General features: G+C 70.3%; 13 protein-coding genes. 7 read left to right on the forward strand and 6 right to left on the reverse strand.

Annotated elements, in window-relative coordinates:
* Positions 1-33: 33 nt before the first annotated feature.
* Complete coding sequence (gene glgA, locus GA0070624_RS14045) at positions 34-1,254, reverse strand: glycogen synthase (RefSeq protein ID WP_091341170.1); 1,221 nt, start codon at positions 1,252-1,254, stop codon at positions 34-36.
* 70 nt (positions 1,255-1,324) lie between these two features.
* Between glgA and glgC the strand changes: the two genes are divergently transcribed.
* Both glgC and pgm read left to right on the forward strand, forming a co-directional pair.
* A complete protein-coding gene (gene glgC / locus GA0070624_RS14050; protein ID WP_091341172.1) occupies positions 1,325-2,557 on the forward strand; it encodes a glucose-1-phosphate adenylyltransferase in 1,233 nt (410 codons plus the stop codon).
* Between the two features lie 74 nt (positions 2,558-2,631).
* Positions 2,632-4,275: a phosphoglucomutase (alpha-D-glucose-1,6-bisphosphate-dependent) gene (gene pgm, locus GA0070624_RS14055; RefSeq protein ID WP_091341174.1), complete on the forward strand. Its 1,644-nt coding sequence runs from the start codon at positions 2,632-2,634 to the stop codon at positions 4,273-4,275.
* Between the two features lie 6 nt (positions 4,276-4,281).
* Here pgm and GA0070624_RS14060 read toward each other — a convergent pair whose 3' ends face one another.
* Positions 4,282-5,211 (reverse strand): NAD(+)/NADH kinase, encoded by a 930-nt coding sequence (locus GA0070624_RS14060; RefSeq protein ID WP_091341176.1) that lies wholly within the window; start codon positions 5,209-5,211, stop codon positions 4,282-4,284.
* A gap of 87 nt (positions 5,212-5,298) precedes the next feature.
* Positions 5,299-7,164, reverse strand: coding sequence for a nucleoside-diphosphate sugar epimerase/dehydratase (locus GA0070624_RS14065; protein WP_091341177.1), 1,866 nt, complete (start codon positions 7,162-7,164; stop codon positions 5,299-5,301).
* Positions 7,165-7,600: 436 nt separating this feature from the next.
* Between GA0070624_RS14065 and GA0070624_RS14070 the strand changes: the two genes are divergently transcribed.
* From GA0070624_RS14070 to GA0070624_RS14080, 3 genes are all read left to right on the forward strand, one after another.
* Positions 7,601-8,944, forward strand: a complete 1,344-nt coding sequence (locus tag GA0070624_RS14070; RefSeq protein ID WP_091341179.1) for an O-antigen ligase family protein — start codon at positions 7,601-7,603, stop codon at positions 8,942-8,944.
* A 41-nt stretch (positions 8,945-8,985) separates the two neighbouring features.
* Entirely contained in the window at positions 8,986-10,269 is a 1,284-nt protein-coding gene (locus GA0070624_RS14075) for a lipopolysaccharide biosynthesis protein (protein WP_176731695.1), read from the forward strand.
* A gap of 93 nt (positions 10,270-10,362) precedes the next feature.
* Positions 10,363-11,733, forward strand: a complete 1,371-nt coding sequence (locus tag GA0070624_RS14080) for a glycosyltransferase (RefSeq protein WP_091341183.1) — start codon at positions 10,363-10,365, stop codon at positions 11,731-11,733.
* A gap of 86 nt (positions 11,734-11,819) precedes the next feature.
* Here GA0070624_RS14080 and GA0070624_RS14085 read toward each other — a convergent pair whose 3' ends face one another.
* Positions 11,820-13,010 (reverse strand): glycosyltransferase, encoded by a 1,191-nt coding sequence (locus GA0070624_RS14085; RefSeq protein WP_245719154.1) that lies wholly within the window; start codon positions 13,008-13,010, stop codon positions 11,820-11,822.
* 829 nt (positions 13,011-13,839) lie between these two features.
* Here GA0070624_RS14085 and GA0070624_RS14090 point away from each other — a divergent pair.
* Complete coding sequence (locus GA0070624_RS14090) at positions 13,840-15,045, forward strand: glycosyltransferase (RefSeq protein ID WP_141715012.1); 1,206 nt, start codon at positions 13,840-13,842, stop codon at positions 15,043-15,045.
* Positions 15,046-15,067: 22 nt separating this feature from the next.
* Positions 15,068-16,138 carry a 3-oxoacyl-ACP synthase III family protein gene (locus GA0070624_RS14095; RefSeq protein WP_091341189.1) on the forward strand — a complete coding sequence of 357 codons (1,071 nt, stop codon included), beginning with the start codon at positions 15,068-15,070 and terminating at the stop codon, positions 16,136-16,138.
* A gap of 152 nt (positions 16,139-16,290) precedes the next feature.
* On the opposite strand, the gene GA0070624_RS14100 is transcribed toward GA0070624_RS14095, so the two are convergent.
* Together GA0070624_RS14100 and GA0070624_RS14105 are read right to left on the reverse strand one after the other, a co-directional pair.
* Positions 16,291-16,926, reverse strand: coding sequence for a GNAT family N-acetyltransferase (locus tag GA0070624_RS14100; RefSeq protein ID WP_091341191.1), 636 nt, complete (start codon positions 16,924-16,926; stop codon positions 16,291-16,293).
* A complete protein-coding gene (locus GA0070624_RS14105; RefSeq protein WP_091341193.1) occupies positions 16,920-17,987 on the reverse strand; it encodes a hypothetical protein in 1,068 nt (355 codons plus the stop codon). The genes GA0070624_RS14100 and GA0070624_RS14105 overlap by 7 nt, the downstream gene beginning before the upstream one ends.
* Between the last annotated feature and the right edge of the window lie 42 nt (positions 17,988-18,029).

Raw genomic sequence — 18,029 nt, forward strand, 5'->3', positions numbered from 1 at the left:
CAACCTACTGCGCGAGATCCGTTCCCGCTCGGGTCAGCCGGCCGCGCCAACCGACCGGTACACCTCCAGCGTCCGCTTGGCGATCGCGTCCCAGGAGAAGTGCTCCACGGCCCGGCGCCGTCCGGCGTGGCCGAACTCGTCGGTCCGCGCCGGATCGGCCAGCAGCTCGTTGATGGCCGCGGCCAGGTCGGCGACGAACCGTTCCGGGTCCAGCGGGCGGCCGCTGCCGTCGGTGGCCTGCTCGATCGGCACCAGCAGCCCGGTCTCGCCGTTCACCACCACCTCCGGTATGCCGCCGGTGGCGGTCGCGACCACCGCCGTCTCGCAGGCCATCGCCTCCAGGTTGACGATGCCCATCGGCTCGTAGACCGACGGGCAGACGAAGATGGTGGCGTGGGTGAGCACCTGGATCACCTCGTGCTTCGGGAGCATCGCGGCCACCCAGATCACCCCCGACCGGTTGGCCCGCAGCTCGGCGACCAGCCCCTCCACCTCGGCGGCGATGTCCGGGGTGTCCGGGGCGCCGGCGAGCAGCACCAGCTGGGTGTCCGCCGGCAGCTCCCGGGCCGCCCGCAGCAGGTAGGGCAGGCCCTTCTGCCGGGTGATCCGGCCGACGTAGACCACGCTCGGGCGGGACGGGTCGATGCCGAGCCGCTCCACCACGTCGGTGCGCGGGTCCGGGGCGTACTGCGCGGTGTCGATGCCGTTGTAGACCACCCGGACCCGGTCCGGGTCGACCGCCGGGTAGGCCTTCAGCACGTCCCGCTTCATCCCCTGGCTGACCGCGATCACCGCGTCGGCGGCCTCCACCGCCGTCCGCTCGCACCAGGAGGAGAGAGCGTAGCCGCCGCCGAGCTGCTCGGCCTTCCACGGCCGCAGCGGCTCGAGGCTGTGCGCGGTCACCACGTGCGGCACCCCGTACAGCAGCTTCGCGGTGTGCCCGGCGAGGTTGGCGTACCAGGTGTGGCTGTGCACCACGTCGGTGCCGGCGCACCCGGCGGCCATTTCCAGGTCCACGCCCATCGTGCGCAGCGCGGGGTTCGCGCCGGCCAGCTCGACCGGTTCGGCGTACGCGGTGACGCCCGGCTCGGTGCGCGGCGCGCCGAAGCAGTGCACCCGTACGTCGGCGAGTCGGCGCAGCTCGCGCGCCAGGTACTCGACGTGCACCCCGGCGCCGCCGTACACCTCCGGGGGGTACTCCCGGGTGAGCAGATCGACGCGCAGCTGCCGGGTGGCCGGGGAGGAGTCGGTCATCCCCGCACCATAGTGCAGAAGTGTGCGCGTACAAGTGGTGAAGTACGACGGGGATGGATAGCGTCGGGACATGGCTGACAAGGTGCTCGCGATCGTCCTGGCCGGCGGAGAGGGCAAGCGCCTGATGCCGCTCACCACGGACCGCGCCAAGCCGGCCGTCCCCTTCGGCGGGATGTACCGGATGGTGGATTTTGTCCTCTCCAACCTGGCGAACGCCGGCTATCTCAAGATCGTCGTGCTGACCCAGTACAAGTCCCACTCGCTGGACCGGCACATCACCCAGACCTGGCGGATGTCGACCATGCTCGGCAACTACGTCACCCCGGTGCCGGCCCAGCAGCGGCGCGGTCCGTGGTGGTTCGCCGGCTCCGCCGACGCCATCTACCAGAGCTTCAACCTGATCTATGACGAGCAGCCGGACCACGTGATCGTCTTCGGCGCCGACCACATCTACCGGATGGACCCGCGCCAGATGGTGGAGGACCACATCGCCTCGGGTGCCGGGGTGACCGTGGCCGGCATCCGGCAGCCGCTGTCGATGGCCGACCAGTTCGGCGTGATCGAGGTCGGCGAGGACGGCCGGCGGATCCGGGCGTTCCGCGAGAAGCCCACCGACGCCGTCGGGCTGCCCGACGCGCCGGACCAGATCTATGCCTCGATGGGTAACTACGTCTTCACCACCAAGGCGCTCTTGGACGCGGTCGAGCGTGACGCGGAGGACAAGACCAGCAAGCACGACATGGGCGGGAGCATCATCCCGATGCTGGTCGAGCGGGGCGAGGCCAACGTCTACGACTTCAAGGACAACGAGGTGCCGGGCAGCACGGACCGGGACCGCGGCTACTGGCGCGACGTGGGGACGCTGGACTCCTTCTACGACGCGCACATGGACCTGATCAACGTGCACCCGGTGTTCAACCTCTACAACTTCGACTGGCCGATCTACAGCCAGCAGCCGCCGTACCCGCCGGCGAAGTTCGTCCACCAGTGGGGGGAGCGGGTCGGCCGGGCGGTCGGGTCGATGGTCTCGCCCGGCGCGGTGATCTCCGGCTCCCTGGTGGAGAATTCGGTCGTCTCGCCGAAGGTGAAGGTCCACTCCTGGGCGCATGTGGACGGCGCGGTGCTCATGGAGGGCGTCGAGATCGGCCGCCACGCGGTGGTCCGCCGGGCCATCCTGGACAAGAACGTGTTCGTCCCGGAGGGCTGCGAGATCGGCGTCGACCTGGAGAAGGACCGGCAGCGCTACACCGTCTCCGACAACGGCATCGTGGTGATCGGCAAGGGCCAGCGCGTGGAGCCGTGAGCCGCCGCCACGCATGACCCCGGCCGACACCGGGAAAAGAGTCAGGTCCGCCCCGCGAAGAGGAGGTTCCCGCAGTGGCCCATCCCCGTGCCGGCCAGCCCGCCGAGCCCGCCGACCTGGTCGACGTGCCCCGGCTGGTGACCGCCTACTACGCCGAGCACCCGGATCCGGAGGACCCGGCGCAGCAGGTCTCCTTCGGCACCTCCGGGCACCGGGGGTCGAGCCTGAAGAACGCCTTCAACGAGGACCACATCCTCGCGGTCACCCAGGCGCTCTGCGACTACCGGCGGGAGCAGAGCGTCGACGGGCCGCTCTTCCTCGGCCGGGACACCCACGCGCTCTCCGCCCCGGCGGCGGTGAGCGCGCTGGAGGTGCTCGCCGCCAACGAGGTCACCGTGCTGCTGGACAGCCGGGACGGCTACACCCCGACCCCGGCGGTGTCGCACGCGATCCTCACCCACAACCGGGGCCGCCCCAACGGGCTCGCCGACGGCATCGTGATCACCCCGTCGCACAACCCCCCGGACGACGGCGGGTTCAAGTACAACCCCACCCACGGCGGGCCGGCGGACAGCGACGTCACGAAGTGGATCCAGGAGCGGGCCAACGCGATCCTCGCCGGCGGCCTCAAGGAGGTCCGCCGGGTCCCGTACGCGCGGGCCCGCGCCGCCGACACCACCGGGGGGTACGACTTCCTCGCCCACTACGTCGACGACCTGCCGGCCGTCATCGACGTCGACGCGATCCGGGTCGCCGGGGTGCGGATCGGCGCCGACCCGCTGGGCGGGGCGAGCGTGGCGTACTGGGGTGAGATCGCCGACCGGCACCGGCTGGACCTGACGGTGGTCAACCCGACGGTCGACCCCACCTGGCGGTTCATGACCCTCGACGGCGACGGGAAGATCCGGATGGACTGCTCCTCGCCGAACGCGATGGCCTCGCTGATCGCTACCCGCTCCGACTACCAGATCGCCACGGGCAACGACGCCGATGCCGACCGGCACGGCATCGTCACGCCGGACGGCGGGCTGATGAACCCCAACCACTACCTGGCGGTGGCGATCCGTCACCTGTTCCGCACCCGGTCGAGCTGGGGGCCGGACGCAGCGGTCGGCAAGACGCTGGTCTCCTCCTCGATGATCGACCGGGTCGCCGAAGACCTGGGCCGGCCGCTGCTGGAGGTGCCGGTCGGCTTCAAGTGGTTCGTGCCCGGCCTGCTCGACGGGGCGGTCGGCTTCGGCGGCGAGGAGAGCGCCGGCGCGTCCTTCCTGCGCCGCGACGGCGGCGCCTGGACCACCGACAAGGACGGGATCCTGCTCTGCCTGCTCGCCTCGGAGATCATCGCGACCACGGGCAGGACCCCGAGCCAGCACTGGAGCGAGCTGGCCGAGCGCTTCGGCGCGCCCGTGTACGCCCGGATCGATGCGCCGGCCAGCCGGGAGCAGAAGGCGGTGCTGGCCAAGCTCTCCCCGGAGCAGGTGCCGGCGACCGAGCTGGCCGGTGAGCCGATCACCGCCACGCTCACCCGGGCGCCGGGCAACAACGCCCCGATCGGCGGGCTCAAGGTGATCACCAACTCCGGCTGGTTCGCCGCCCGCCCCTCCGGCACCGAGGACGTCTACAAGATCTACGCCGAGTCGTTCAAGGGCACGGAGCACCTGGGCCGGATCCAGGAGGAGGCGAAGGCCCTGGTCTCCGAGGTGCTCAAGGGGGCCTGAGCGGGGTCAGCGTGGTGGCGGCAGCGCCCGCCGCTTCAGCTGCTCGCGCAGCTCGTCCGGGAGCAGTTCCCGCAGCTGGTCCGGCAGCAGCGGCAGGTCCAGCAGGCTCAGCTTCAGCTGGTTGCGCTCCTGAAGGCGGCGCGGGTCGAACCGGACCACCTGACCGGCGTCCCGGCGGTAGCGGATGACCACCGTGCCCTCGGTCGCCGCATCCCGGATCACCACCCCGTCCATCTCCACCGTCACCGCCGCGGAGCCCGGGCGCAGCTCCAGGTGGATGGTTTCGTCGGGGGAGAGCACCACGGACCGGGAGATGCCGGCCATCGGCGCCGACGGCGTGACCACCACGGCCTGGGTGGCCGGCGAGATCAGCGGCCCGCCGGCGGCGTAGCTGTACGCCGTGGAGCCGGTCGGCGTGCTGACCACCAGCGCGTCGCAGCGGTAGTAGCCGTACCGCTGCCCGTCCACCCCGAGGGTGGCGTTGACGAAGCCGGAACCGGGCCGGCGGACCAGCGCGAAGTCGTTGAAGGCCACCACGTCGTCCCCGCACACGTCGCAGACCAGGCAGGCGTGCGCCTCGATGGTGAAGTCGTGGGCGGCCATCCGGTCCAGCGCGGCCGGCAGGTCCGGCGGCTCGACCTCCACGAGGAAGCCGAGCACGCCCAGATGCACGCCGAGCACGGGCTTCGGATCGCGGGCCGCGGACCGCAGCGCGCCCAGCATGGTGCCGTCGCCGCCGATGCTGATCAGGGCGTCCGCGCGGTCGGCCAGTTCGTCGGCGGGGACCGGCTCGACCGTGGGCGGCACCCGGTGCCGGTCCTCCGCCCGCACGAGCAGCGTCTTGCGGTGAAGCGCCGCCCACCGTTCGACGATCCCGACCACCTCGGAGACGTCCCGCGTGGGGTGCAGCACCAGACCCAGCCGGTATCCCGCCACCCGTACAGCTCACCATATCGGCGGGGTGCCCGGCGGTCGTACGGGCAGGTGCGCCGGCGGTGGATTCACCGCCGGCGCACCCGGGCACTAGTTGGCGAGCGCGGCATTCAGGGCGACACCGGCAGCCCGACCTGCTGACTGCCCACAGAGCCAGGCGAGTTGTTCGATGATCTTCTCCGGGTCGTCGAACGGGTCGAGCGCCGTGACCTCGGTGGGGTCGAGCGGTGGAACCGGTACGTGCGAGATGAGCGGGTGCAGGGGGCGTAGGTCCGGCTCGTCCCTGCCGAACAGATCCTCGTGCAGCTTCTCGCCAGGACGCAGCCCGGTGTAGACGATGCGGGTGGGCCCGGGCGCCTGGGCGGCGAGTTGGCGGGCGAGGTAGTCGATCCCTACGGGTTCGCCCATGTCGAGGACCAGCGCCTCGCCGTCCCGGCCGATCGCCGCCGCTTGCAGCACCAGGTGCACCGCTTCCTGAACGGTCATCAGGTACCGGGTGACGTCGGGATGCGTCACTGTGATCGGCAGCCCCGCGTCGATCTGGGCGCGGAACGCGGTCACCACGGAACCGCGGCTGCAGAGTACGTTGCCGAAGCGCACGCTGAGAAAGGTGCCCGGGTAGGTCTGCGCGGCGTGCGCGGTCAGCCGCTCGGTGATCCGTTTGGAGTAGCCGAGCACACTCACCGGATCCGCGGCCTTGTCGGTGGAGATGTTGACGAACTTGGCCACGTCCCGGCACGCGTCGAGGACCGCCAGCGTTCCGAAGACGTTGGTCTTGACCGCCTCACCCGGGTGCCTCTGCAGGAGGGTGAGGTGCTTGAGCGCGGCGGCGTGGAAGATGATGTCGGGCTGCCGCTGGTGGATGACGCGCCGGATGGCCTCGTGGTCGCGGAGGTCGGCGAGGATCAACTCGGAGCCGTCCAGCAGGGCCCGGCCGGAGAGCGAGAGCTGCAGGCTGTGTAGGGCCGACTCGTCCCGGTCGAGCATCATCAGCTCACCTGGGTTGGCCCGCATGATCTGCCGGCAGAGTTCCGAGCCGATCGACCCGCCGGCCCCGGTGACCAGGATCCGTCGACCGGCCAGTGCGCTCTCGTTGGTGACCGGGTCGGTCACCACCTGCCGTCGACCTAGCAGATCCGAGATGTTGGGGCTGCGTACGTCGGTCACGCTGATCCGGTGATCCACCAGTTCGCGAACCGGGGGCAGTACCTTGAACTCGGCACCGGCGGTCAGGGTCAACGCGCGGATCTCCCGGACCAGCTCCGCGTCGGCGTTGGCGACGGAGAAGATCAGCGTTCTGGCGCCGGTCCGCTGGACGGCGTCGGCGATCTCGCCGCGACCGCCGAGTACCGGTACGTCCTCGATGCGGAGGTGCATTTTCTCCGGGTCGTCGTCAAGGAGCCCGACTGGGAGGTACCGGCCACGCGGGTCGCTGAGCAACGCCCGCAGCAGCGCCTGCCCGGCCGAGCCCAGCCCGAACAGCAGTACGGCGGTCGCGGAGCGCGCGTCCGGCCGTAGTGCGCGGTCGGTGCGGCGGCGGTACACCAAGCGGGTCACCAGCATGCAGAGCAGCGCGATCGCGCCCCCGACCAGTGGCGAACTGGCCGGCACCGGCCGGTCCATGACCACGGTGACGGTGACCAGCAACGCGAGGCCGGTGCAGGCGGTCGTCACGGCCAGGGCCTGCGCCTCCGCTGCGCTGCCCAGCGGGTATCGCCCCCGGTACTTTCGCTGCGCCCGCGAGATGCCGAGATGCAACACGGCGGCGGCCAGACCCGCGGTGATCGCCGCGGTCAGCTCCCGGGCGGTGACATCGAACTCGTATCGGCTCCACACCGCCGCGATCAGGCCGCCCACCCAGGCCCCGCAGTCGGCGGCGAAGAGCGCCGGCAGTGGTAGGCGCGGCCCCTTCCGGCGCGGTTCCGAAGCGTGCTGAGACGCGGTGATGGGCAGCATGAATGCTCCTGTACGTACTCGAGGTTCGGGGCCACGGCCAGTGCAAACCGCAGGAGGGGCTGCTATCCGTCACGACGCACAGTAATGGGATCAATGCGGACAGTCCGCGTGAATGACCCTTCAGCCCACAAAGCCACCCAGAAGGGTGTCGCCGCCGCTTTCTCCTGCATGACGCCCGACTCGACTCAAGGTGCTTATGTCGCCATTGTTCCGCTTGCGGGCCTAAACCAGTGATCTGCGCGGCTTGAGCGGGTTAGGCTCGTTGGGCGGGCGATGAAGGGCGTCGCGCGACGAGTGGAGGGGCGATGCCCGCCAACCACTCCCCGCTACCGGTCGGACCGCGCGGTGTGCGCCCACTTCCGACTTCACCCCGTGGACGGGCCGAGCCCAGCCGCTCGCTGAGCGGGCGGTGGCTCCGGACGGAAGGATTGAAGTGATGATGGCGCGTGGCGACGGCTGGTCGCCGGGGATCGAGAACTCCGTCCACTCCTCCCCTACGGCGGACTCGGCCGCGGCGCCGGGGCGGCGCTCCGGGATCGTGTCCACGACCATCCGAGCGACCCCGGTCCTGCTGTTGCTGTACTTCGACCTGTTTCCGCGCCTGGTCGGCAGGAGTTTCCTGATGATCGGGGCGGTGCTGGTGGTGCTGCTGGGCTTCCACGAACTCCTCCGTCCGACCTCCCGGGCGCGGGTGGTCGTCTTCTGGGTCCTGCTGACCTTCGGGATCCTCGCCGCGCCCGGGGTCCTGCGCCCCCCGGAGACCGAGTACGGTCAGGAGAAGTTGCTTTTCCTGGTCACGCTGACCCTGCTGTCCGCCGCGGCGGTCGCGCTGATCCGGGGGCGGCGGGACGTGGAGATGTTCGCGGCGATGTTCGTCGTCTGCGGTGTCGTGCTGGCGCTCGCGGCGTTGGCCGCTGGCTCGCCGGACGGCCGGTCGCAGGGATTCGGGGCCAATCCGATCTGGCTGGGGCGCGCCACCGGGGCTGCCGTCGTGGCCGTCGCCTGGCTGTACTACCGGAAGCGCCTGTCCGGGTGGTGGGCGGCCGCGCTGGCGCTGATCCTCGCCCTGGGACTGTTCGCCACCGGGTCCCGTGGGCCGATGGTGGCGACCGTCGTCGCCCTCCTCGTCCTCGCGCTCGCCGGGCTCCGTCAGAAGGTCGGGCGTGGACGGCGCGAGTGGATAGGGGTCGGCCTGATGGCCGGCCTGGCCGCCACCTTCGTGGCCTTTCCCTCGCTGCTTCCGCCCAGGATGTACGCCCTCCTCGTCGACCCGTCCGACGAGTTGGAACTCAGCGTCCGGCCGGAGATGCAGAAGGCCACCCTGCCGATCATCGCCGAACACCCGGCCGGGGTGGGGTTCGGGAACTGGGCCCACTACTCCGGGATGCTCAAGCACGACTATCCGCACAACCTCTGGCTCGAACTCACCGCCGAGGCTGGCTGGCTGGTGGGCGGGGCGCTCATCCTGGCGGTCACGGTCGTGGCGGTGGGGCTCTGGCGTGCGGCCAGGGTCGACGCGGTGGCTGGCTTCGCCCTCGCCCTGCTGGCGTTCAACGTGGTCGCCGTGTCGACATCCGGGGACATCAACGGCAATCGCGCTCTCTTCAGTTCGCTGGCCCTCGGCCTGCTCGTGCTGACCGGCGCGACCCTGGACCGGGGCGGGGACCGGCGTGGCCGGGTTCCGGACGATCATCGCCGTCTGCCTGTTGGTGGCGTACTGCGGGAGTCGGGCTGGGCGGGAACGGCCCGAGGAGTCGGGGGGGAGTACACCCGCCGGTGAGCTGGCTGCGCGCTGCTCGAATGTCGGGAAGCCGGCGAGGCGTGGTCGCCATCGTCGCCGGGTCAGCCGGCGGCCAGCTGCTCGCCCTGGCGGCTGCCCCGCTGCTGTCCAGGATCTACGGTCCGGCCGACTTCGGGGTCCTGGCCGTCGTCGCGGCGCTGGCGACGACGATCGGAACGGTGGCCGCCTTCCGCTTCGACCTGGCCATTCCGCTTCCCGAGCGGGAGCGCGACGCCCAGGCGCTGGTCGCCCTCGGGCTGGCCGCCACCGGTGTCACGGCGGTGGGGGGAACGGTTGGGGTGCTGGCGGTCGGTGACGAGATCGCCCGGCTCTTCGGTCAGCCCGAGCTGGAACTCTGGCTGTGGGTGGTCTCGCCGGCGGCGGCCGCCATGGGAGTCGTCCTCGTGCTCAACCAGCTCGCCATCCGACACCGCCGCTACGGGTCGATCGGCCGGCGCAACTTCTTCCAGTCCCTGGTCTCCGTGGTCACGCAGCTCACCGCGGGTGTCACCGGGTTGCGCCCCGGCGGCATGGTCCTGGGCTTCGGTGTCGGGCCGGTCGCCGCCGCCCTCGTCCTGCTGCGGGACGCGGGCCTGCGCGGCGCGGAGGCCCGGGCGGGACGCGACCGCCGGCACCTGCGCGACATGGCCCGCCGGTACTGCCGATTCCCGTTCCTGCTGGCGCCGTCGGGGCTGCTCAACATCCTCGGCACCCAGCTCCCGGTGCTGCTCATCGCCTACTGGTACGGCAGCTCCGTCGCCGGTTGGCTGGGACTGACCCAGCGGGTGATTGCGATGCCCGCCGCCCTGGTGGCGACGGCGGTCGCCCAGGTCTACCTGGCGGAGATCTCCCGAGCGGCGCGGGAACACCCCCGCCACAGCCGGCTCATCTTCGTCCTGGCGAGCCGGAAGCTGACGCTGTTCGCCGGTTTTAGCGCGCTCGCCCTCGCCGTCGCCGCGCCGCCGCTGTTCTCGGTCATCTTCGGTCCGGAGTGGGCGATCAGCGGCGTGTATGCGCAGGCGTTGGCGGTTTACACGGGCGTCCAACTCGTCGCCTCGCCGCTGTCGCAGACGCTCGTCGTCTTCGAGCGTCAGGGCCTCCAACTGGCCTGGGACGTGGGCCGCGTCCTGGTGGTCGCAGGTACGGTCTCCGCCGTTGCCATGGCTGGCGCGTCGCCGCTGGTTGCGGTCTGGTCCCTCAGCATCTCCGGATCCCTCGCCTACGCCGCGTCGTGGCTGATGTCGCTGCAGGCAGTGACGGCCGGCAGCCGGCAGGCGGAGCAGGTCGAGGACACCGACGAGCGCCAGCTGTCGCCAAGAAGCTGACGGTCCGCTGCACCTTGTGCGGGGGTATTGCGCTCCTCCGAGCGTTCTGCGTCGTTGCTCTGGTTATCCGCCGGAAAAGAGGGTATTCAGGATATGCAGAGTGATCCCGAGACGCCGCCCCGGATGCTGCTCGTCTCCTACCACTTCCCGCCCTCCGATACGGTGGGCACGCGGAGGCCGGCGGCCCTCGCTGCCTTCGCCCTGCAACAAGGGTGGGACGTACGTGTCCTCACCGCCTTCCCGGTCGAGGAGGGCGAGGCGTCGACCAGGATCCCCGAGGAACGGGTCGTCCGGGCCCTACCGGCGCCCCCGCTTCCCCGGTTCAAAGGGACGAGCGGCGCGGGCCCGGACTCGACCGCCGCCCGGCCCGCGATGGGAACGCTCAGGCTCGCCGGCGTCCGGCGCACGGCTTTCCGTTGGATACGGAGGGCCGGTACGGAACTCCTTGTCCCGGATACGCAGGTCAACTGGGTTCGGCCGGCCATCCGGGGGTTCCTCCGCAGGCACGACGGCTGGCGGCCGGACGTGATCGTCGCGTCCGGTCCGCCCTTCTCCGGCTTCGTGGTGGCCGCAGCGTTGGCCCGCCGGCTCGGCGCGCCCTGGGTCGCCGATTACCGGGACCCCTGGTCGGCCGACGAGTACTGGGTGCGGTCGGCGCTGCGCCGCGCCGTCGACCGCCGGATAGAGAAACGAGTGCTCCGCTCGGTTGCCGTGTGCGTTGCCGTCTCCGAGCCGATCGCTGAGGGCCTGCGGGGCACGTTCGGGGTCGACGCCCACGTGATCATGAACGGTATCGACCGCCGGCCGGTCCACGTGACCGCTGCTTCGGTCGGTGCCCGCTCCGATTCCGACATCGCCGACCGGGCGGCGCCCACCCTGACCCTGGCATACACCGGTTACATCTACCCGCGGAAGTATGATCCCGGTCCGTTGCTGGACGCGATCGCGCTCCTCGGCCCGGACGCCGCACGTGTCCATGTCGTCTTCGCGGGTGAGGACCACGGTCTCGTTCGCGCGGCCGTCGAGCGCGCCGGCGTGGCCGAATCTGTCACCATCCTCGGACCGGTCTCCGTCGAGAAGTCCTGGCGGATTCAGGCCGACGCGGACGCGCTCGTTCTGTTGCTGTGGAACGACCCGAGGGACGTCGGAACGATGACCGGCAAGATCTACGACTACCTCCTGGCGCGACGTCCGATCCTGCTGCTCGGGTACGAAGGGGGGGTGGCGGCGAAGCTGCTCCACGAACGAGGTGCGGGGCTCGTCTGCAACGACCCGCAGGCGATCGCGGCCCACCTCCGCGAGTGGCTGGCCGTCAAGGAGCGTACCGGCCGCATTCCGGCCACCCCGTCCTCTGCCCTGGACGGGCTCTTCCGGGAGGACCAGCTCGCCCGCTTCCTGGAGATCCTGCGCGGGGTCGTTGTTCGGCACGCCCCCGCCCGGCGCTCCGACAAGGACGGAGGCTGACGGCGCCCGGCTGGTTGATACGACGAAAAAGGTCCCTCAGACCGCGCACCGGTGGGAGGGACCTTTCGTCGTGGGAAGGACGGTTCTCATCGATGCAGCACGCTGTCTTCGATGACGTCCGCCACCAGGACCGCGGTCGCGCATTCATCGAAGAGGTCCACGGCGCGTTGGCGGGCCCGCTCACCACGTGCGGCGAGCTGGCCCGCCTCGAACTCCCGGTAAGCGGTCGCGAGCGCATCGGCAAGGGCCGCCACGTCGCCTCGGGGAATGACCCAGCCGCTGCTCTCGTCCACGGTCTCCGGCAGTCCGCCGGCATCGCTGACGATGCTCGGCACGCCCATCGCGCTCGCGCCGACCGCGGCCCCGTGGCCCTCCGACAGCGAAGGGCTGACGCTGACGTCCGCGGCGATGTAACAGGGTCGGACATCGGCCACCGTGTCCAGCCATGTCACGGTCCGGTCGTCCGTGACGCCGAACTGGTTGATCAGGTCCCGGCGGTGGGCCTCACCGGCGGGCCCCCATCCGCCACCCACCAGCAGCAGGTGGGCCCCGGGGTGTTCGGCCCGGAAGCGCCGCCACGCTTCCAGCAGGATGTCGTGGCCCTTGATGCCCCGGCCCCGATGGACCAGACGCCTGGGCGGGTACACAAAGGCGACCATGACCGCGACGAAGGCATCCTGGGCGATGCCCAGGTCGGCCCGCGCCTTGGCGCGACGGTCGGCTGGAGCCCCGTCATCCGTTGCGGCGGTCGAGTCAGCGGTTCGATCCGGGGCGAAGTGCTCGATGTCGATGCCGTACGTAGCCACCGGCCGTCGGTCGGCCGGGCACCCAAGGGCTCCGTACAGCGCTGACGTGTGTTCCGTGCCGCAGATGATCACGTGGTCGAGCCGCCACATCAGCCGTTCCACCGCGTGGATCAGGGGAGACTCGAGGTAGAGCGGTCCCGCGACGCCGTGTATCCGCCGTAGCGGCAGCGCCAGGGTGCTCAGCCGCGCCGCGAGCGCTGACGCGTAGAGGTGGTACTGGACGGCGTCCGGCCGGAGCCGGCGCAGCAGCTTCCGCAGTTCCCACAGGCCGCGCAGGGTCGCCGCGGTCTTCCGGAAGGAGAAGGTGAAGGGCGAAGCGATCACCTCGAAGTCGCGTCGCTGCAGTTCCGCGGTCAGGCGTCCGGGGCCAGGCGGGATGATCAGCGTCACCTGGTGCCCTCGACGACGAAGTTCCTCTATCTGCGGAAGGACCCACAATCCTCCGCTGTTTGTCTTCAGCAGGACGACCACCCGCAACGGACGGTGTGCCGGTTCCTCCCGGCGGGGGGTGACCCCGGGGCCGGACCGTACCCCGGCCCCCGGACGCGGGGCCTCGGCGGAGGGCTCGGGCCTGGGCGAGGGGCGACGGGCGTGGGTGGACATGGGGGCTCCAATCTGGATCGGGTAGGGCACCGGGCGGCCTGTTGGTGTGCCGCCCGGTGAGGCGCTCGGCCGGTGGTGAGCCGGTGTCTCGGCATCGGCGGAGTCCCAGTGGGCTGGGCGGTCAGTGGGCCGCACGCATCGCTGAGAACAACTCGAGCACCCGCTTGACCAGGTCATGCCGGACGGCTAACCCGGCAATATCCATCAAACGTTCCTAAACCGGATGTTCCGGAGCAGAGTAAGGCTACGGCCGCCAGGCGTGGGTGTCTCCGGAATGAGCAAACCGGACGGTGCGGGACGTGGGCCGCAGGCCAGGGAGGTCTCGCGCAGGTTTTCCCCGTATGTTCCTTACATCCGTATTGCCCGGGTTAGGCTGACGAGGTATCCAGGTGGACCGGCAAGCAGTGGCAGGAGGCAGCCCCTGCCGAACGGCCCGGTCGTCTTCCTGGTCAGGGCGCTGAGCGGGTGGCTGGCGACTGTCACCGCATTGGGGGTCGTGCGGCTGGGGCGGAACGCTGTCCCCGGCCGAATGCCCTCGCGGCACGCCCCGGTCCAGGGCCGCCCGCGGCGGACCTTGTTCCATTTCCGACCACGCCTCTGATCATTCGACAAGCGTCGAGGTGGACTCCATGAATGCATACATTGCCGACCGGCGGATCCAGGGCAGGCCGTGTTCTTCTGTTGTGCGAGGCGCGCGGTGAGGGTGGTGGTGGCGTCGGAGTCGCGTTTCGCGCGCACTCCTGACGGGCGGGTGTGGACCCGGTCCGGCCCTGGCTACTCCGTATGGGCGCGCTACCTGATGGCCTTCGACGCGGTGCGGATCGTGGCGCGAGTCAGGGACGTCGCCTCGTTACCCGACGGCGCCTACTCCGTTGATGGTCCGGACGTCGAGGTATGGCCGGTGCCCTACTACCAGGGCCCCCGCCAGTACCTGATGAAACGCAGGAGCATCCGCCGAGCCGTCACGGCCGCGGTTGGGCCTCATGACGCATACATCCTCCGCGTTCCAGGTCAAATTGCCACCGTCCTCAGTGATGAGCTACGGCGCCGTCGGCAGCCGTACGCCCTCGAGGTGATCGGCGATCCGTACGAGGAGTTCGCGCGGGGCGCGGCCGATCATCCACTCCGACCGGTTTTCCGTCGCGTCTTCACCTCACGGATGGTGGAGCAATGCCGATTCGCCGCAGCCGCTTCGTATGTGACCGAAGCATCCTTGCAGTCCAAGTACCCTGTCCGTGCCGGCGCCCCCGCCATAGCCTGCTCCGATGTCGATCTTGCCGCGGCGGCCTATGCCCCGTCTTCGCGGCCGGCGAGCGTGTTTCAGGGCGCCCACCGGCTGGTCTCGGTAGGAATGCTGGAGCAGCAGTCCAAAGGAGTCGATGTACTCATCGCCGCGGTTGCCCGGCTCGCGGCGAGCCGCCCAGCCCTCCATCTCGTCCATGTCGGGGATGGCAGGCTCCGACCGCAGCTCGAACGCATGGCGGCGGACCTGGGGATCTCCGGTCGGATCACGTTCGCCGGCGCCCTACCCGCCGGCGATGCGGTACGAGACAAGCTTGACGCGGGCGATCTTTTCGTCATGCCGTCACGTATCGAAGGTCTGCCTCGGGCCCTCGTTGAAGCAATGGCCAGAGCCCTCCCAGCAATCGGTTCAGCGGCGGGCGGCATACCGGAGGTCCTGCCGAGACATGCCCTGGTGCCCCCAGGCGACCCCGCCCGGTTGGCGGAATCAATCGATCGCATGTTGGCGGACCCGGAGCGGATGTCCAAGGAATCGGCACGAAATCTCGCACGGGCAGGGGACTTTTCGGCAGAGATCCTGCAGGCGAGTTGGCGCCGCTTCTACGAGGCTGTTCGCGATGTCTCCCTGCGTCCGGCGTCCACCGTCGCCAACAAGGTGTAACACAGTGAGGACGGAGAACTGTATGACCGCGGCGCGGCAGATCAGCATCATCGGGACGGGTTCGTACGTCCCAGAGCGTGCGGTGCCGAACGAGCGGATCGGTGAACTCGTCGGCGTCACCGCCGACTGGATCGAGCGCAAGACGCACATCCAGGAACGGAGGTTCGCCGCGCCGGGCCAGGCGGCGTCGGACCTGGCCGCGGCGGCGGCAGTCCGCGCCCTGTGCGACGCGGGCCTCGAGGCGAGCCGAATGGACTACCTCATCGTCGCCACGTCCACCGGGGATTCACCTCAACCACCCACCGCCCACCTCGTGCAACGCGTCCTCGGCGCGTCGAACGCCGCCTGCCTCGACCTGAACGTGGTCTGCGCCGGTTTCGTGTACGCGCTCGACGTCGCCCGGGCCCTGGTGGCGACGCGTCCCGGCGCGCACGCGCTCGTCGTCGGTGTGGACGTCTATTCCCGGACCCTCGACTTCCGGGACCGGGCGACCGCGGTGCTCTTCGGCGACGGTGCCGGAGCGGCAGTGGTGGGCCCGGCCTCGGACGAGTACGGACTCATCGACTTCGAGTTGACCAGCTGTGGCGACGCATGCCAGCTCATCCGGATCGAGGCCGGCGGATCGCGTCGGCCCGCATCGCCGCAGACGGTTGCCGCTGGTGAGCACTTCTTTCGCATGCAGGGTCGGGCAGTCCGGGAGTTCGTCGCCGAGCACGTCCCGCCGGCCCTTGCCACGCTGCTCGCCCGCAACGATGTGCTGCCGAGCATGGTCGAGCATTTCGTACCGCATCAGGCCAACGGCGTCATGCTCGACGAACTGGTGAAGCACGTCGGCCTCACCGAGGCGGTCGTGCACCGCACCCTCGAACGGTACGGCAACACCGGATGCGCATCGGTCGCTGTGACGCTCGACGAAGCCAGTCGATCTGGCGCGTTGCGTGCCGGCGACCTCGTGCTGCTCACCGCCTTCGGGGGCGGCATGTCGGTCGGAGCCTGCCTGCTGCGCTGGTCGGATTCAGCCAGCGCTCGTGGGTTTGCGCAACCGGCCGGACCGCTCCGGCTGGCGGACCTGTTGGGCCTGAACCCCGTGTGACGGTCACCGCCGACGGCTGAGCCGGCAAGGCGGCGCGGGACACCGGTTCGAACGCCCGCGAGCCGCTCGTCAGCTCGCGTACGTCACTCCAGAGAAAGCGGGGCGGCCGACCTTCCCAGGTTCGGCCGCCCCGCCGCCGGCGTCCCGGCCGCTTACGCACGGGCCACTGCCTCCGCGGCCTGCCACTGGTTCACCAGAGGCGCGGGGGAGGAACGCATCTGCGTGCCGCAGACCCGTTCCACGTACTCCTCCGCGTCCGGTAGGGCGTCGAAGTCGGACCGGAGCGCCGCGACCCGGATCAGGTCGTGCCACTCACCGCGGCGGAAGATGGACTCGCGCTCCCGTCCCTCCTCCCGCCAGCCGCAGCGGCGGAGGTACAAGCCCAAGCTCGCCGCGTTGAGGTCCAGTATGCTGCCATGCACCCGGTGCAGGCCCACCTCGTAGAAGGCCCACGCCATCACGAGCATGATCGTGTCGGTGCCGGCGCCCTTCGGCGCCAGCCCTGGCATTATCTTGATGGGAGCAATGGCGGAGCGGTTGTGCCAGTCGAACTCCCAGAGGCCGGCCAGCCCGATTGGCTTTCCGGTGGCCAGATCGGTCACCGTCAGCCGGTGGTTCTTCGGGTCGCGGATCGCCTTGTCCAGCCACTCCCGCTGCCCGTCCGGCGCGACCGGCCAGTCCCACCCCACCACGTTCGCGCGTACGGACGTGGTGTTGGCCAGCGTGGCCAGGAAGCCCAGGTCCTCAGCGATCATGGGTCGGAGCTCGACGAGTCTCCCGTTCAACATGCCACTCCTTCCGGGCCCGCCGTCGCGGCCCTTGTCGGTGCCGGCCTGCGCATCCCCGGCAGGCCGGGGTCCACGGCACGGATGTCGTCCACCACCGTGTCCCGTGTTCCGATCAGCTGTGCACGAACAACAGCCGCCACACGTTTCATGTCCCTCGACCGCCAGCGGAAGTCGCTGTGCAGCAGCAGCATCCGCTCCGAGTACGCGTGGAGCCGCTCCGGAGCGTCCTGTCCGTCCATCGGCCACAGCACCGCCGGGTAGATGCGCTCCGTGATCAGTCCGCTCTTGACCTCCGCACGGCGTCGAGCGGACTCGACGACCAGGACCACCCCGTACGGGTACCGTCTCACCTCGACGCCCGGAAGCTCACCCAGGGCATCCGCCAGCGTCCTCGCATTCCGCTGGCGCCGCCGCCGCAGGTCGTGGACCGGCAGCAGCCTCAGCAGGTGCCGGGTGTAGTCGGACGCCCCGCTGATCCCCGGGTCGCCCAGACCCTCCTCGCCAGAGGCATAAGCAGCGAGATAGCGCTCCTTCTCGGCGTCGTCGCCGACGCCGGCGAGGTAGCTGGCCTTCATCGCCATCGCGGACAGGATTCTCGCGACGGTGGCGAGATGCGTGCGGGTCAGTGCGGCTTTCGGCGGCAGGCTGTGCCCCTGCGGGGACCAGACGGCACCGCCGTCCGGCAAGGGGAGGGTCTTGCGCAACCCGGCGACGACGTAGTCCGGACGGAGCTCTGTCAGCCACGGTGCCAGCGGGTCGTGAGTGGCGTCGACGATGAGGCCGGCACCGGGCTGGACGGGCGTCACCGGCGATCCGCCGAAGTAGGACACCGAAAGCACCACCTCGGTCGGCCCGGGGTCGGGCCGCACGGCGGGTGATTCCGGGCCCGTGTCGTACCGGGACACTGGCAGGATCTCCGACACTGCCCGGGCCACCGGGGGGCAGTAGTAGGCCGGGAGATGGACCCGCGTCCATCCGTACGTTCGCTCGCCGAAGCGGAGCAGTGCGGCGAGTGCCTGCCGGCCCGAGCCGTACAGTCGCAGCGGTTGGGGGGCGTCCACCCATCCTGATCCGTTGCCCGACCAGAGCGGGAAGGACGAGCC

The sequence above is a fragment of the Micromonospora rhizosphaerae genome (assembly GCF_900091465.1).
GTDB lineage: Bacteria > Actinomycetota > Actinomycetes > Mycobacteriales > Micromonosporaceae > Micromonospora > Micromonospora rhizosphaerae.